General features: G+C 64.8%; 10 protein-coding genes and 1 pseudogene. 5 read left to right on the forward strand and 6 right to left on the reverse strand.

The window, feature by feature from the left end:
* From HMPREF9440_RS11410 to HMPREF9440_RS04955, 5 genes and pseudogenes are all read right to left on the reverse strand, one after another.
* Positions 1–283 (reverse strand): annotated as a pseudogene (locus tag HMPREF9440_RS11410) (dethiobiotin synthase); the annotation flags it as partial.
* A 32-nt stretch (positions 284–315) separates the two neighbouring features.
* Positions 316–1,170 carry a pimeloyl-ACP methyl esterase BioG family protein gene (locus HMPREF9440_RS04940; RefSeq protein WP_008542065.1) on the reverse strand — a complete coding sequence of 285 codons (855 nt, stop codon included), beginning with the start codon at positions 1,168–1,170 and terminating at the stop codon, positions 316–318.
* Positions 1,167–2,474: an aminotransferase class I/II-fold pyridoxal phosphate-dependent enzyme gene (locus HMPREF9440_RS04945; RefSeq protein ID WP_008542066.1), complete on the reverse strand. Its 1,308-nt coding sequence runs from the start codon at positions 2,472–2,474 to the stop codon at positions 1,167–1,169. Before HMPREF9440_RS04945 ends, HMPREF9440_RS04940 begins: the two co-directional genes overlap by 4 nt.
* Positions 2,475–2,641: 167 nt before the next feature.
* Entirely contained in the window at positions 2,642–3,793 is a 1,152-nt protein-coding gene (locus HMPREF9440_RS04950; RefSeq protein ID WP_008542067.1) for a BMP family ABC transporter substrate-binding protein, read from the reverse strand.
* A gap of 95 nt (positions 3,794–3,888) precedes the next feature.
* The gene (locus HMPREF9440_RS04955) at positions 3,889–4,416 is read right to left on the reverse strand and encodes a CreA family protein (protein ID WP_245523572.1); all 528 of its coding nucleotides are present in this window, start codon (positions 4,414–4,416) and stop codon (positions 3,889–3,891) included.
* A 909-nt stretch (positions 4,417–5,325) separates the two neighbouring features.
* On the opposite strand from HMPREF9440_RS04955, the gene HMPREF9440_RS04960 reads away from it, so the two are divergent.
* The 5 genes from HMPREF9440_RS04960 to HMPREF9440_RS04980 all read left to right on the forward strand — a co-directional run bounded on the left by HMPREF9440_RS04960 (position 5,326) and on the right by HMPREF9440_RS04980 (position 12,093).
* Positions 5,326–7,017 (forward strand): carbon starvation CstA family protein, encoded by a 1,692-nt coding sequence (locus HMPREF9440_RS04960; RefSeq protein ID WP_008542070.1) that lies wholly within the window; start codon positions 5,326–5,328, stop codon positions 7,015–7,017.
* Positions 7,018–7,464: 447 nt separating this feature from the next.
* Positions 7,465–9,687 (forward strand): molybdopterin-containing oxidoreductase family protein, encoded by a 2,223-nt coding sequence (locus HMPREF9440_RS04965; protein WP_008542073.1) that lies wholly within the window; start codon positions 7,465–7,467, stop codon positions 9,685–9,687.
* Positions 9,688–9,689: 2 nt separating this feature from the next.
* Complete coding sequence (locus tag HMPREF9440_RS04970; protein ID WP_008542077.1) at positions 9,690–10,331, forward strand: 4Fe-4S dicluster domain-containing protein; 642 nt, start codon at positions 9,690–9,692, stop codon at positions 10,329–10,331.
* Positions 10,332–10,480: 149 nt separating this feature from the next.
* Positions 10,481–11,158 carry a TorD/DmsD family molecular chaperone gene (locus HMPREF9440_RS10505; protein WP_050816125.1) on the forward strand — a complete coding sequence of 226 codons (678 nt, stop codon included), beginning with the start codon at positions 10,481–10,483 and terminating at the stop codon, positions 11,156–11,158.
* Entirely contained in the window at positions 11,155–12,093 is a 939-nt protein-coding gene (locus tag HMPREF9440_RS04980) for a LysR family transcriptional regulator (RefSeq protein WP_008542080.1), read from the forward strand. Before HMPREF9440_RS10505 ends, HMPREF9440_RS04980 begins: the two co-directional genes overlap by 4 nt.
* A 40-nt stretch (positions 12,094–12,133) precedes the next feature.
* Here HMPREF9440_RS04980 and HMPREF9440_RS04985 read toward each other — a convergent pair.
* Positions 12,134–15,035, reverse strand: a 2,902-nt coding sequence (locus tag HMPREF9440_RS04985) for a type I restriction endonuclease subunit R, EcoR124 family (RefSeq protein ID WP_040763735.1), incomplete at its 5' end; no start/stop codon positions are given.

Here is a 15,035-nt window from a genome sequence, read left to right on the forward strand (position 1 = left end):
CGGCGGGGAGCGAGGAGCTGATGCGGGCGTGAAGCGCCGCCGTCATCGCGTCCGACGCATCGGTGATCGTGAGCGCGGCCTCAGACTCGAGCACGGAGAGCATGGCTTCCGTCATCGCGCCGGTGCCGCAGCCGAGTTCCAGCATCCGGGTGAATCGGGGCGAGCCGGGGAGTTCGCGTACGAGCTCGGCCGCCACCTCCGCCGCGCGGCGCTGGATGTGGGCCTCCTCGTGGTAGGTCTTTGCGGCGCGGGAGAAGTGGGCGACGGAGGCGGGGTGAGGCATGGCTCGGGCGGCGTCCGTGTCGTGCTTTTCCGTCATGCGTTCCCCCGAACGATCTGCGTCAGAAGGTCGAAGTCCCCATGCGGGGCGTCGGGGTGCGTGCGCACCGTCAACTTCTCCTTCCCGAGGAGCTCCTCCGCCTTCGTCCAAAAGCGCTCCTGGGCGGCGGGCGGGACGATGGCGTCCTTCCCGGCGGCGTGGGCGGTGATGGAGAGGGCGGGAAGGCTTTCAGCGATCCGGGCGAGCGCCGCCGCGGGGTTCTCATCCGTCGGCGCAGGAAGCGTGCGGAAGAAGCTCAGTTCCCGCGCGAGCGACTCTACCGTCCGCACGGGCGGCGTGAGAACGAAGGGATTGTTTTCCGCGCTCTCCCCGCACATCCGCTGCCGGAAGGTCGCGGCGCTCTCCGGGGACAGGGTTTTCTGCGTCAGGGCCGCCACCGCGGGCGGGATGCCGTAGGTGCGGTCGACGGGAAGCAGCGTCCCGGCGACGAACGAAAGGACGACTTTCCGGGCGGAGAGAAGCTCCCGGAGGTCCGGGTTTTCAAACGCACGGTCGAGCCAGTCCGCAGCCGCCCGCACGCCGAAGGACCAACCGACGATGTGCAGAGCAGGTTGTTCGCTGCCGTCGTCGGTTGCGGAGAGCTTCTGCTCAAGAATCCAATGGAGCACGGGATGGTTCTCCATCACGTGGTCGTCCACGAGGATGAGCGTGCCCGGCATCGCGGCGTCCGTGCGCCACGAGGCAAACGGCGTCTCATCCATCCCCCAGCCGGCGAAAAAAATGGTGATGGGGCCGGAAGCGTTCGAAGAAGCGTTCGAAGAGACGGTCGAAGAAGCGTTCGAAGAGGCGGACGCAGCGGACACCCCGCCGCGAAGGAGCGTCACGGTCATCGGGCGTCCTCCTCAGTCTGCGCAGTCTTTGCGGCCTTTTTGGCCTTTTCCGCTTTTTCAGCCTGCTTCCGCGCGGTTTCGACGAGCGTGAGGAGTTCGCTGCGCAGCTTCTCGGCATCTTCGGGCTTCAACGCCGCGGAGAGCGAAATTCTCAATTGAGGCATCCGGACCGTGGGCGGCCGTACGGCCGCCGCGGCGAAGCCCCTTCTCAAAAGCGCCTTCTGCGCCTTCATGAGGGCCTCCACCGTCGGGAAGGGAATGGGGATGACGTGGTACTTCGCGTCGGGGTTGCCGATCCCGCCCACGATCCCGCAGATGCGGGCGAGCGCGAAGCGGCGCGCCTCCATCATCTCGGTTTGCTCGAGCGCGTACTCGACCCAGAGCGCCTCGGCGGGCGGCATGGCGGTCGAGTAGATGAAGGGGCGGTGACGGGAGACGAGCCAGGTGCGGAGTTCCGGCGTCGTCGCGACGAACGCTCCGGCCGCGGCCAAGGCCTTCCCGAAGGTGCCGATCACGACGTCGATGGAGGAAAGGACGCCCGCTTCCGCGGCGAGGCCCAACCCCCGCGGCCCCCACGCCCCGAAGGCGTGGGCTTCGTCTAGGATGATCCGGACCTTGGGGTGGCGGGCCTTGAGCTCAGGAAGGAACGCCAAGGGCGCGACGTCCCCCGACATCGAGTAGAGGCTCTCCAGCGCGACCCAGACGACGTCGTGGTCGGCTTCGAGCTTTTCGACGAAGTGCTCGAGGTGCGCGGCGTCGTTGTGGCGGAAGCGCTCGACCCGGACGCCCTGGCTGCGGAGCATCGCGATCCCGTCGATCATGCTCGCGTGCACTTCGCGGTCCGCGACGAACGCGGTCCGCTTCGGCGGCGTCGCGGCGGCGAGCGCCGGGAGGATCCCGCTGTTGGCGTGCCAGCCGGACTGAAAGAGGAGCACGCCGCCGGGGCGGCCGTACATGTCTCCGAGCTTCTTTTCCAACCGGTCGAAAACGGCCGGGTCGCCGCCCAGAATGCGGCTTGCGCCGCTTCCGAACCGGAGCTCTCCCGGACGACTGGCGTCGTCGTCCGCAAAGGCGAAGAGCCGCCCCTCCGCATGGGTGAGGAAGCGTCGGCGGACGTCGTCGTCGCGTCCGAGCCCCAGCGTGTCGTTCCCGGTGAGGTCGATCTTGTCCGCGGGGACGCGCGACGCCGTCGAGCGCGTGAGCCCGAGGGCGTCGAGGTTCGCGAGCGAGGCGGCGAGATGCGCTTCGAACGAAAGGGGTTCGCGGACTTCAGGGGCTTCGGGCGATCGGGCGGCTTCGGTCATGGGGTGTTCTTTCAAATTGCAGTCAAACAATCGGGCGGGCCGCTTCACGCGGTCCGCCCGAAAAGGTGTCTCTCGACGGTCTGAGCCGTCATCGGATCCGTCGCCGGATCCGTCGTCAGGGCGGTGAGCCTCTCGCTCTTTGGGAAGAAGCTCCGCCCGTAAGACTATCAGCTGCCGGTCTGCGGGAGCTTGCCCACCACCCCGTCAACGAGATAATTCATCGAGAGGAGGTCGGCGTCGGTCAGGGTCTTCCCAGCGGCGCAGACTTCGCGGCCCTCGTTCGTGACGATGGGGCCGGTGAAGACGTTCCATTCGCGCTTCAGGAGCTTCTGACGGACGTCCTCCATCCTGGCCTTGGCGTCGGCGGGCACGTCGTCGGCGACGGCGATCAGGTCCACCATCCCGTCGGCGATGCCGCCCCAGGTGTTCTCGGCCTTCCAGGTGCCGGCCATGACCTGGTTGACGCGCTCGATGTAGAACGGCGTCCAAACGGGGACGGAGGCCGCCAACTGCATCGTCGGCGCCGCCTTCGGCATCGAGGTGTTGTAGGCGACGACGCGGATCTTCGCCTTTTCGGCGGCGAGCGCCACCGCGGCGGAGTCCGTGTGGTGCGTCACGACGTCGCAATTCTGGCCCTTCAGGCTCCCCACGGCGTCGCTTTCCTTGCCCGGGTCGTACCAGGACGAGGTCCAGACGACGCGGACCTGCGCGTTCGGGTTCACGGCACGCGCGCCCATCGTGAAGGCGTTGATGCCCTGGAGCACTTCGGGGATCGGGAAGGCGGCGACGTAGCCCAGGTTGTTGGTCTTGGTCGCGGCGGCGGCGATCATGCCGGCCAGGTAGCGGCCTTCGTAGAAGCGGCCGGCGTAGACGCCGATGTTTTCCGCCGTCTTGAAGCCCGTGCAGTGTTCGAACTTCACGTCCGGGAAGTCCTTCGCGACCTTGTGCGCACCGTTCATGTAGCCGAAGGACGTCGCGAAGATCAGCTTGTAGCCCTGTTCGCAGAGGTCGCGCAGCACGCGCTCGGCGTCGGCGTTGTCGGGCACGTTGTCGATCGCCTTCACCTGGATCTTGTCGCCGAAGTGGGCTTCCAATTCGCGGCGGGCCTGATCGTGGCGCGAGGACCAGCCTTCTTCCGAGACCGGGCTGATGTAGACGAAGGCGACCTTGAGCGGGCCTTCGGCCGCGGCGGCGTCGGCCGGGGCGGCCGCGGGCTTCGCGGCGCCCGCGGGAGCGGGTTCGCCCTTGTCGCCGCAGGCGGCTAGGGGAAGGGGAGACGCCAGAAGGAGGGCAAGCTTCAGGAGGCTGCGTTTCTGCATGGTTGGGTTTCCATCGTGAGCCCGGAGTCGTGGTTGGGATCGGGCCTGGGGTTTTTCAAAAGAAAGGCAAGAAATTCGGTACGCGGGGCGTCCGCTTACTTCGGCGGCACGGGCATGGGCTTCACGTAGGCCGCGGTGCCCCAAAGCGGGACGGTCGAGAGCGAGTGCTTGAAGCTCCCGGAGATTTCCTTCGTGGAGTACGAGAGGTACATCAATGTCTGGTTCGCCTCGTCGTAGATGCGGCGGACCTTCATCGTTTTGAGGAAGATCGACTTCGACTTCTCAAAGAGCACTTCACCTTCGCCGCCCTTCCTGATCGAGGCGATCATCTCGGGCGTGATCTCGCCCGTTTGGCGGCAGGAGACGGCGCTGTCGGACGGGTCCGAGAGGGACAAGGGCGACTCGATCGAGGCGACGTGACACGTGACACCCGGGATCTTCGGATCGACGAAGGCGTTCAGCTTGATGTCCTTGAAGGTGAAGATGCCGAGCGAGACGTCGGCGACGTCGTCGTTGGAGCAGCCGGTGAGCGTCGCAAGGGACGCGGCGGCGAGGAGCGCACCGAGAAGCGGGCGCAGGCGGTTCGGGCGTGCGGAAGCCGTCGAAGAAGCCGTCGGAGTCACTTTGAAGAGGTTCTCCCTGAGAACGAAGGTCGAGAGAGGGATCGGACCGCAAAGTATGCCGGGTTTCGTCGGGCGCATGAGGCGCGCGTCTTGGGAGGAAACCCGGGCTTTGCGGAAGCATTCTAGAGGACCTTAGAGGTAATCACCGAAGGGTTTGCACGGATTTCTGCGTCCCAAGGTGCTTGGGGGTGCGGAAAAGCGCGCCGGAACCCGCGTACCGGCGGAAACAATCCGGCACAGGGGTGCCTTTTCGGGAGGACGCCGGACGGGCGAAATGATGAGGAGATCACCCGGGGCGCCTTTGCAAAATCAAATCTTCGGAAACGGAAATCCCCCGGATTTAGGGCTTTCGCTTTTGCAAAACAGTCGGTTTTGCAAAAGCCACATGTCCTCGCGGCGATTGCCGGGCCTCATTGTTTCCAGATGTTTCAGAAAAGGCGCTGAACGGAAAAACCGCGGACTACCTCTTTCCGGCAACTTTCGTCTTCACGTCTAAGCAATTTCTCCGAGGCGCTTTGCGCGAAGAGGGTGGAATTCGGGTCCGGAACCCCCGTTTGGGGGTGGGGGAGGGTGTTCGGAAATCCCGAATGGGTTGAGGGAGAGGGGATTCGGGGGAGCGGAAAACGCCGGATATGAGCACTCTTCCCTAGGTTGGGGGTCTGAGGCCGGAAACGGCGCCGGGGACCATCATTCCTCCCAATACCTTCGTTCGGCTTCGGGGTGAGGCTCCCAACAAAAGTCCGCCCGCCCCCTTTTGAGACGACGCCCAACCCGTCGTCCCGACTCCCTACCGAACATTGCTTTCAATCTTGACAGACCCTCGAACGAAGGAAGGGCTGCGCGCACCCAAGGTGCGCCCCCCCGGGGAGCAGGGCGCCGGTGCCGAAGCGCCGTCTGCGGAGATTTGTGATGACCGGCATGACCATGCTCGCAATCGCGATCGTCGTGCTTCTCGTCGGCTATTTCGGCTACGCCAAATGGCTCGAGAAGAAGTGGGGGGTGGATCCCTCCCGCCAGACGCCCGCGGTGCGTTTTGAAGACGGACGGGACTTCGTCCCCTCCGGCCGATGGACCGTCTTTGCGCACCAGTTCACCTCGATTACCGGGGCGGGCCCCGTGACCGGGCCGATCATTGCGGCCATGTTCGGGTGGCTGCCCGCGCTCCTTTGGATGCTCGTGGGCGGGATCTTCTTCGGCGCCGTCCAGGACTTCTGCGCGCTCTACGCGTCGGTGAGGAACCGCGGCCGCTCCATCGGCATGATCATTGAAGAGTACGTCGGCCGCACGGGCCGCCAGCTCTTCCTCATCTTCTGCTGGCTCTTCACCCTTCTTGTGATCGCCGCCTTCTGCGACATGGTGGCCGCCACCTTCAACGGCTTCAACGCCGCCGGCGAAGAACAGCTCCCGAACGCCGCCGCCGCGTCGATCTCGATGATCTACATGGTGGGTGCGGTCGCCTTCGGCTTCTACATGAAGTACGTGCGTCCGTCGGCCGGTCAGCAGTTCATCGTGGGCGTGATCCTCATGGTCGCGATGGTCGCTTTGGGCATCTGCTTCCCGATGTACGCGGGTGCCGACGCCTGGCGCTGGATCGTCTTCGCGTACCTCTTTGCGGCTTCCGTCGTGCCCATCTGGGCGCTGAAGACCCCGCGCGACTACCTCTCGATGTTCCTTCTCATCGGCATGATCGCGTTCGCCGCCGTGGGCGTCTTCTTGGAGAACCCCGAAATCAAGCTTCCGGCCTTCGTCGGCTTTGAAGTGAACGGGCTCGACCTCTTCCCGATCCTCTTCGTCACGATCGCCTGCGGCGCGGTCTCGGGCTTCCACTCGCTGGTCTCTTCGGGGACGTCTTCGAAGATGGTCTCGAGCGAAGGCGACATGCGCCTCGTTGGCTACGGCTCGATGTCGATCGAAGTCGTGCTGGGCGTCGTTTCGCTGATCGTGGTCGCCGCGGCCGCTGAAGGCGGCGCGCTCCCGAAGGGGACGCCGTTCGCGCTCTTCTCGACCTCCGTGGCCGGCTTCCTCACCAACATCTTCGGCGTGCCCGCGGACATCGCGGCCTGCATCCTGACGATGTGCGTGTCGGCTTTGGCTCTGACGTCCGTTGACGCCGTGGCCCGCATCGGCCGCATGTCCTGGCAGGAACTCTTCACGCCCTCCGACGGCAAGGAAAAGACCCCGTTCCAGAAGTTCATGAGCAGCACGGTCTTCGCGACCCTCATCACGCTCTTCTTCGGTTGGGCGCTCTGCCAGGCCGGGTACATGTCGGTGTGGCCGCTCTTCGGTTCCGCGAACCAGCTCCTCTCGGCCCTGGTGCTCACGGCTCTCGCCGTCTTCCTCAAGGCCACCGGCCGCGAAGGCCGCATGCTTTGGATCCCGATGGGCGTCATGTTCTGCGTCACGATGACCGCGCTCGCGATGGCGCTCTGGAAGATCTTCGGCACGATCCAGGCGGGCAGCTTCCGCTTCGGCGTCGAAGGCCTCCAGGCCGTGGTGGCGTTCGCCCTCATGTTCCTCGCGATCCTCGTCGTGAAGCACTGCATCGGCAAGCTCCGCGAACCCGCGAAGCCCCAGGGCGGTCTCGCCGCGGATGCGAAGTAAACCCTGAAAAGCCCGAGTCGCCGCCTCTTTCAATATGCGGGACGGCGACGACGGGAAACCCCTTTTCGCGGCGGTCCGAGATTCATTCGGTAGGGAGCCTCCGCGAGAAACGAGAAACCTCCGGTTCGATGGTTGGTCGCACCGGGGGTTTCTCACGTTTGGGGCTGCCGGTGCCGCGATATGTACCGCGGATTGCGGGAGAAATCATGGGCTTGCGTGCTTCTTCGGATGCTCACGCATACGCTATTCCAAAAAGTAATATCGTCAAATCTGAGCATCCAAAACGACAGAATTGAAGGCTTCCTTCGGGTAACTTCACTTTCGAAACCGCGCGTTGACGGGCGAAGATGAGGGTAGGGAAAGTGAAGACGGACGCCTCAGACCCCGCGCCGTCACCCCGACGCTTTTCCGACCCTGACCCGAACAACCGCCCCAAAGGAGACCACCATGTCGACCACGATTTCCCGCCGCGGTCTTTTGAAAGGCATCGCGCTCGCGGGAGCGGGCGCGTCCGCGCCCGGCTCCGCGCTCTTCGCGAAGGCCTCAGGCACCGCCGACGAGCCCTGGACGGGCTACGTCATCTGCGACAGCTGCAACCACGTCCCGCAGTGCGGGATCCGCTTCCATGCGAAGGGGAACACCGTCCTCAAGATCGAGAACTGGACGGAAAACCCGAGGAACATGCTCTGCTCGAAGGGACTCTCGACGCTCCAGCGCCTCTACAACCCGAACCGTCTCCTCTATCCCATGAAGCGCACGAACCCGAAGGGCTCGAAGGACCCCGGTTGGGTGCGCATCAGTTGGGACGAGGCCTACAAGATGATCGCGGCGAAGATGCTCGCGACGCGCGAGAAGTACGGCCCCGAGAGCGTGATGTTCTACGCGGGCGACCCGAAGGAGCCGCGTCCCGCGATCTACCGCCTGGCGCGCTACTTCGGTTCCACCACTTGGTGCACGGAGTCGTCGGTTGGGTGCCGCTCGGGCTGCATGATGGCCGAAGAACTCAACTTCGGCTGCCCCAACAACGGCGGCACGCCCTCGGCCGACACCAAGGTCTATCTCATTCTCGCGACGAATGTTTGGTCGCAGCCCCTCGACTGGTGGAAGGCGATCATGGCCGCGAAGGACCGCGGCTGCAAGATCATCACGATCGACTCCCGCCGCACGAAGGCGGCCGAGATCGCGGACATTCACCTGCAGCCCCGCGTCGGGACCGACGCCGCCTTGGTCGCGGGCATGTGCCGCGTGCTCATCAAGGAGAACCTCTACGACAAGGCCTTCGTCGAGGAATGGACGAACGGCTTTGAAGCCTACAAGGCGTACGTTGAAGAGTTCACGCCGGAAAAGACCGAGGAATTGACGGGCGTCCCGGCGCAGCTCGTCGTCGAAGGGGCGCGTCTCTGGGCGAAGGGTCCCGGTGCCTTCACGCTCACCACGCAGTCGACCTCGCACAATTCGAACGGCGTCAACAACACCCGCGCGCTTCTGCTCCTGCCCATCATCATGGGCTACATCGACAAGAAGGGCGGCGCCGCCTTCGGGCAGGGCCCGAAGGGCCTCACGATGGCGGCCTACGGGCTCCATCCGACGCTCTCCGAAGTGGCGTGGTTCAACAAGCCCGAACAGAAGGCTCGTCGTCTCGACCGCGAAGAAGTGCCGCTTTGGGCCGAGATGAAGGACCAGGTGTCGCCCAACAACTTCCCCGAGTGGGTGAGGGACGGCAAGGTCCGCATGTTCTGCGGGTGGGGCTTCAACGTGAACATTTGGCCTTCGCCCCAGGAATACGCCGCGGCCGTCGCGAAGCTCGACTTCGCGTTCTCGTCCGACTACTTCTACCGTCCGGATTCGCACGACAACCTCGACATCGTGCTCCCCGCGGCGATGAACTACGAGCGCTTTGCGCCCTTCGGTTGGTACGGTCCCCGCATCGCGGTGCGCAAGCCCGTGAAGCCTCTGGGCGAATGCCGCGAAGACTGGCGGATCGCCTTTGAGTTGGGCTGCATCGTCGACAAGCCCGAACACTTCTTCGGGGGCGACCCGAAGGCCGCCTGCGATTTCGTGATCAGGAACCTGGGCGGCGCGGGTTGGGACGCCTTCGAAGCGGCGCTCCCCGCGGTGAGCAAAGTACCGGCGCCCGAACCCGGGTTTGAAAAGTTCCGCACGGGCCGCATGCGACCGGACGGCAAACCCGGCTTCAATACGGTGAGCGGGAAGCTCGACTTTGCGAGCGCCCGCGCCGGAAAGTACGGCTACCCCGAACTGCCGGTCTTCAAGCCGATGATGCCGCTCACGAAGGAATTCGACCTGCGTTTCATGAACGGGACCCGCAAGCCCCACATCACGCACTCGAAGACGCGCTCGGACCAGCCGTTCCTCCTCGACATCGAAAACTGCCTCACGATCGACATGGCTCCGGAAGACGCCGAAAAACGCGGCATCCGCGAAGGGGACTGGGTAGAGATCCGTTCGCCCTACGGCGGGCCGGTCGAAGCGAAGGTCACCGTTACGATCCTCGTGCCGCCGGGATTGGTGGGCGCGCAGTACGGTTGGCTCGGGAAGCAGAACACCCAGGTCCTCGTCGGCCGCGAAGTCCGCGATCCGATGAGCGGGTACTCGGCCTACTTCGAGATGCCCGTCTCGGTGAAGAAGCTTGAGAAGACGGAGGCGTGACCATGGCGAAATACGGCATTCTCTTCAACGTCGACCGCTGCATCGCCTGCCAGGCGTGCTTCGTCGCGTGCAAGGAAGAAAATCAGGTTCACCCGGGCATGGCCTGGGTGCGGATCAACAGGATCGAAGACCCGAAGGCGCGCGTCATCAGCTACTTCCGGTCGTCGTGCCAGCACTGCGAGGACCCGGCCTGCATGAAGGTGTGTCCCGTGAAGGCGGTCAGCAAGGGCGCGTTCGGCGAGGTGTTGGTGGACTCGAAGAAGTGCATCGGCTGCCGGATGTGCCTCGCCGCATGTCCCTACGGCGTGCCGCAGTTCAACGATGCGAAGGTCACGAACTACTTCGGCGACAAGGCGCCTCTCGTGGAGCGCGAACTGGAGCCTTGGCAGCGGCGTGAACCGGGGAAGGCCGAGCACTGCACGCTCTGCACCCACAGGCTTGCCGAAGGCCGGAAGCCCGCCTGCGTCGAATACTGCTCGACCGGAGCGTTGGAGCTGGTCGACTTTGAGGCGCTCACGCCCGAGCAGAAGAAGCGCGTGGAGGCCGCCCGGATGATGACGGCCGCAGCCGGGACGAACCCGAAGGTCCGGTACCTGAGCACGCACGTCGACTTCTCGAAGGTTTCGACGAAGCCTGCGGGCTGAGGTCTTTCAGGAACCTTTGAACGCTTTGTCGGTCTGACCAGCATCCCCCGACCCCGTCCGCGCTTCCCGATCCAAGCCGAACGGCTTTCAGCGCGGACGGGGTATTCTTGTCACTCAACCATCATCCTCACGCCATGTCCGGAGACCCCATGTCCGACACGCCCACCGACCACGACGCCGAGTTCGACCCCTTCGGGAACTTCCTCGTCGAGAGCGCCCCGTACCGCGCGCTCGCCTACCGGTTCTGGAGCACGTTCTTCCTCGGACGCGACACGCCCGAGTGGCGCGCCCGCTCGGGCGACGTCGTCCGCGTGACGGCGGCGCTCCTGGCCGACGATCCGGAAGAGGACCCGCTCGCCGACGTCGACGCCCCGACGCTCGCGCGCGCCTTTGCGACGCTCTTCTACGGCGTGGGCGAAGAAACGGTCCCGCTCACCACATCCGCCTGGACCGGCGCGGAGCGCCTCACCGCGGGCCGCGCGACCGATCGGGCCCGCGCGGTCTACCGCGCGCACGGGCTTGAGGTGAAGGGTGAGGACGAGAACCTCCCCGAAGACCATCTCGGCATTGCGCTCGCGTTTCTCGCCGACCTCGCGGAGCAGGCGGCGGACGGGAAGGATCCGGGCGAAGAGGCGAAGCTCCTGCGGCACGAGCGCGAATTCCTGGAGGAATTCGTCCTCTCGTGGTGGAAGGGTGCGGTTGCGCAGATCCGCTCGCGTGCGGACGCCCGTCCCGTGCTCCCCGTCTTTGCGGCCTTCACGGCGTATCTCCGGGGTGTCGTGAGCGTCTTCGACGAATTCGGCGGGAATCTCGGAGACCGTCCGTGAGCCCCGAACACGTCACCTCGGAAGAGCTTTGGTTTCTCTCCGCGCTTTGGGAGACGCGCTCGCTCACCCTGGCCGCGAAGCGCATCGACGTTTCCGTCGCGACCGCAACCCGCCTCATGACGCGCGTGCGCGAAAAGCTCCATGATCCGCTCTTCGTGCGCGGTGCGGGCGGCTTCGTGCCGACCCCGAGAATGGTCGCGCTTTTCCCGAAGATCCGTGAGACGCAGAGCGCGTTGGTCGACATCGCGAAGGACACGGTCTTCGACCCGGCGAGCATCCGCCGCACGATCCGCATCGCCGACGTCGACAACGCCTTCCTGATGTTCCTGCTTCCGTGCGTCGAGCGCATTCACAGGGAAGCGCCCGGGCTGCGGCTGGCGTTCCTGCCGCTCCCGGAAGACTACCCGAAGGCGCTCGAAGTTGGCGACGTCGATCTCGTCATCTACGCGCCTCCGCGCCCGGAAAAGACCCAGGGCATCCGCACGGCGAGGCTCGTGCGGATGGGGCACGCGCTCGTCGTGAGGGAAGGGCATCCGCTGTTGGAGGCCGTTGAGGCCGCCCGCATGGACGGCAGACCTCTTCCGGTGAAGCGGCTTCAGGACTACAAGGAGGTGGAACTCACCTACGGACCGGCCTCGGGACGCTCCGTTGGGGAGACGAGCGCGGAAACGGACGCCCCGGACGACGCGATCGGACTCGTGACGCCGTACTTTCTGGCGGCCGCCTTCGCGGTGATGAAGACCGACTTCTACGTGCGGCTTCCGGCCAAGACGGCGGACCTCCTGGCCGAATACCTCCCGATCGTGAAGCTCCCCGAGGGTTTCCGCCGGATGCCGATGTGGGACGGGAAACTGATCTGGCACGAGCGCACCGACCTCGATCCGGCGCTCCAGTGGCTGCGGGGGATCTTCATCCGGACGCTGCGGTCGGAATGAGGGTGCTGAACAAGCGGTTGTGTTCCGAAGGCTCCACGCATCAGACGCGAAGGAGCGGCTTCACCTTCTCTTTGACGAGCTTCGCGACGGCTTCGCGGAGCTTGCGGTAGTAGGTGACCTTGAGGTCCTTGCCGCCCGCGGCGCGGTAGGCCTTGAAGTCGCCCATGTTGGTGTTCACCTTGTCGGCGTCGACCTCGTGCTCGGGCGTGCTCATCGCGTAGGCGCGAAGTTCCGACGGATTGACGCTCCAGGTTGCGGCGAACCGTCTGAACTCCTCGTCCAAAACCGCGCCGATGCGCGTTTCGATGAGGCTTTGGGCGTCCTTCCCGCGGAAGGCGTCCGGGTTCATGAGAAGTTCGCTCCAGAGGGTTTCGAGCACGCGGCCCACGCCCGGGTTCGTCTTCTTGTAGGCCTCGATGTAGCGCCAGATGCGCGCCTCCTCTTCGCCGGAGACGGGCGGCGCCTCTTCGGCCATGTGGGACTGAAGGAGCGCCACGAGGTACTGGTAGTTGACCTCGACCTGCCGGATGGTCTCAAGTTCGTACTTGATCTCGATCTCGATTTCTTCCGGCTCCGTCCCGTCGCCCGCGCGGGCCTTGAGCTCCTCGACGGCGTTCTTGTAGTGCCCGACGTAGAGGTCGAACTCATCGCGGGTGATGCCGAAGTCGCGCTTGAGGTCCTCTTCCCTGAATTCGTCGTAGACCTGCGCTTCGCCGAGCGCCCGGTCGACAGCCTGCACGGCGGCGACGAAGGCCTTCAGCTCTTCGGTCGAAGCTTCGCGGACGCAGTCGGCGGGGGTCTTCATGACGTCTCGGAGCTGCTGCACGGCCTTCTTCGCGCGCGCCTTCGTCTCCTTCCAGGAGGGGGCCGCGACGTCGTTGGTCCCGCCGTTGGCGTAAAGGAGAAGCGCCTCGTCGATGAGCTTTTTGTAGCGGTTCGGGGTCTGGAGCGTGATCACCTGCCCGTAGCGCTTCGTCTTGTCGTAGAGACGGTTCGTGCGCGAGAAGGCCTGAATGAGGTGTTCGGGCTTCATGGGCGGGCGGTCGAGGAAGATCGCCGAGAGCGCAGGGGCGTCGAAGCCGGTCAAAAGCCGGTCGACGACGATCACGAGGTCCAGCTGCTCGTCGCGGTTCCTGTAGCGGGACTTCTTCCGCGCCAGCCGGTCGTTGAGGTCGGTGTTGTAGGCGGCAAGGGTCGAGAGGTCCCAGCTGGTGCGGAACATCGCGTTGTAGTCGGCGAGGGCCTCCGCCATCTCCTTTTGGTTCGCGGTTGCGCCGTCTTCGTTTTCGCCCACCGTGTAGGTGATGGCGATTTTGGGGAAGTCGGGGAGGATTTCCTGCGTTTTCTGGGAGACCTTGCCTTCGGCCTTGAACGCTTTGAAGAGCTGGTAGTAGCGCTGCGCGATCCGGATGGTGGGGACGGTCAGAAGCCCCTCGTAGGCTTCGCCGGCGGGGGCGCGCAGGCGAAGCTTGTCGACGCACCGGTTGACGATGTAGTCGATCACCTGGAGGCGGTGCTCGTCGGTGTCGTAGAAGTCGCGCTTCTGCGAATTCGCGAAGGCCGTGACCACTTCGGCTTCGAGCGTCGCGGCGTCGACGCCGCCCACCTCGTCCTCCGGGTAGAGGCCGAGGTCGACCGCGGCCTTCCGGAAGGTCTCTTCCTTCTGGCCCATGCCCTGGATGTGAAAGCCCAACACGGCGCGGTCGGCGATCGCTTCCTTGATGGTGTAGCGGTGCAGGCACTTCCCGTAGAGCTCTTCGGTCGTGCGGGGGAGGTTCCCCATGCGGGCGCGCTTGTTTTCCGCAAAGATCGGCGTCCCCGTGAAGCCGTACCAGAGGCTCCGCACGAAGAAGCGCTCGATCTGACGCTTCGTTTCGGGCGTCACCGCGCGGTGGCATTCGTCGACGACGAAGGCGAGGTTCTTCGCCGAGATCCGGTCGCGGAGCTGCTGGTATTTGGGCGACGGGTTCTCCTCCGTGCAGCGGCGGATGATCGCCTGGAGCTTCTGGATCGTCGTGACGATCACCGTGCGGTCCTTGTTCGAGAGCTTCTGCTCGAGCGCCCAGGTGTTCTCGGTGTTCGTCACGTCGATGTCGTCGCTGTCGGCGTACGACATGAAGGAGGTCGACGTCTGCTGGTCGAGGTCCTTGCGGTCGATGAGGAAGATCGTCTTGTCGATGCTCGGGATGTCGAGAAGGTTCTTCGTGACGGTGTAGGAGGTGAGCGTCTTGCCCGAGCCCGTCGTGTGCCAGATGAAGCCCGACTGCCGCTCGCGGCTCGCCTTGCGGCAGGCTTCGATCGCGTGGATCTGGTAGGGGCGAAGCAGAATGACGCGCTTCCTGTCGTTGTCGAGGACCCCGTACTTCCCGACCATGAGGTGCGCGGCCGGGATGTTGAGCGCCTCCTTCGCAAAGCCCAGGTAGTCTTCTACCGGTTCGTTGCGGTCGTCGACCCAGCGGGTGAGGAACTTTTCGTTCAGGTTCCCGCGGTTGTCGGCCGCGATGTAGCGGGTTTCGACGCCGTTCGAAACCACGTACATCTGCACGAAGCCCATCAAACCCCTGAACTGACCCTCTTCGCCGTACTTCTTGATCTGCCGGAAGGCTTCCATGAAGGCGTGCTGCCGGTTCTTGAGCTCAATGTGGATCATCGGGAGCCCGTTGATCAGGAGCGTCACGTCGAAGCGCCGGTCGCGTGAGCCGGTTGCCGACTGGAGCTGGTGGATGACTTCGTAGGTGGAGTCGCCGCCCGCGACCTCACGGTTGTTGATCACCTTGAGGGAGCATTTGCCCAACGACGCGTCCTCGCGCACGAGTGGGACCTGCGCGATCCCGTGCTCGCCCGCCAACCAGCGGGCGGCCTTGTAGGTCGTCTCCGCCTGTTCTTCGAGGAAGTTTCTGACCTGATCCATCTCGCCGTCGGTCAGCGGCACCCCCTGGAGC

Origin of the sequence: Sutterella parvirubra YIT 11816, assembly GCF_000250875.1 — a bacterium.
Classification (GTDB): Bacteria; Pseudomonadota; Gammaproteobacteria; order Burkholderiales; family Burkholderiaceae_F; genus Sutterella; species Sutterella parvirubra.

Bases quoted from the DNA above. Each gene is read 5' to 3' on its own strand.
- HMPREF9440_RS04970 (WP_008542077.1), top strand. From the start codon at position 9,690: ATGGCGAAATACGGCATTCTCTTCAACGTCGACCGCTGCATCGCCTGC.
- HMPREF9440_RS04945 (WP_008542066.1), bottom strand. From the start codon at position 2,474: ATGACCGAAGCCGCCCGATCGCCCGAAGCCCCTGAAGTCCGCGAACCC.
- HMPREF9440_RS10505 (WP_050816125.1), top strand. From the start codon at position 10,481: ATGTCCGACACGCCCACCGACCACGACGCCGAGTTCGACCCCTTCGGG.
- HMPREF9440_RS04965 (WP_008542073.1), top strand. From the start codon at position 7,465: ATGTCGACCACGATTTCCCGCCGCGGTCTTTTGAAAGGCATCGCGCTC.
- HMPREF9440_RS04940 (WP_008542065.1), bottom strand. From the start codon at position 1,170: ATGACCGTGACGCTCCTTCGCGGCGGGGTGTCCGCTGCGTCCGCCTCT.
- HMPREF9440_RS04960 (WP_008542070.1), top strand. From the start codon at position 5,326: ATGACCGGCATGACCATGCTCGCAATCGCGATCGTCGTGCTTCTCGTC.
- HMPREF9440_RS04950 (WP_008542067.1), bottom strand. From the start codon at position 3,793: ATGCAGAAACGCAGCCTCCTGAAGCTTGCCCTCCTTCTGGCGTCTCCC.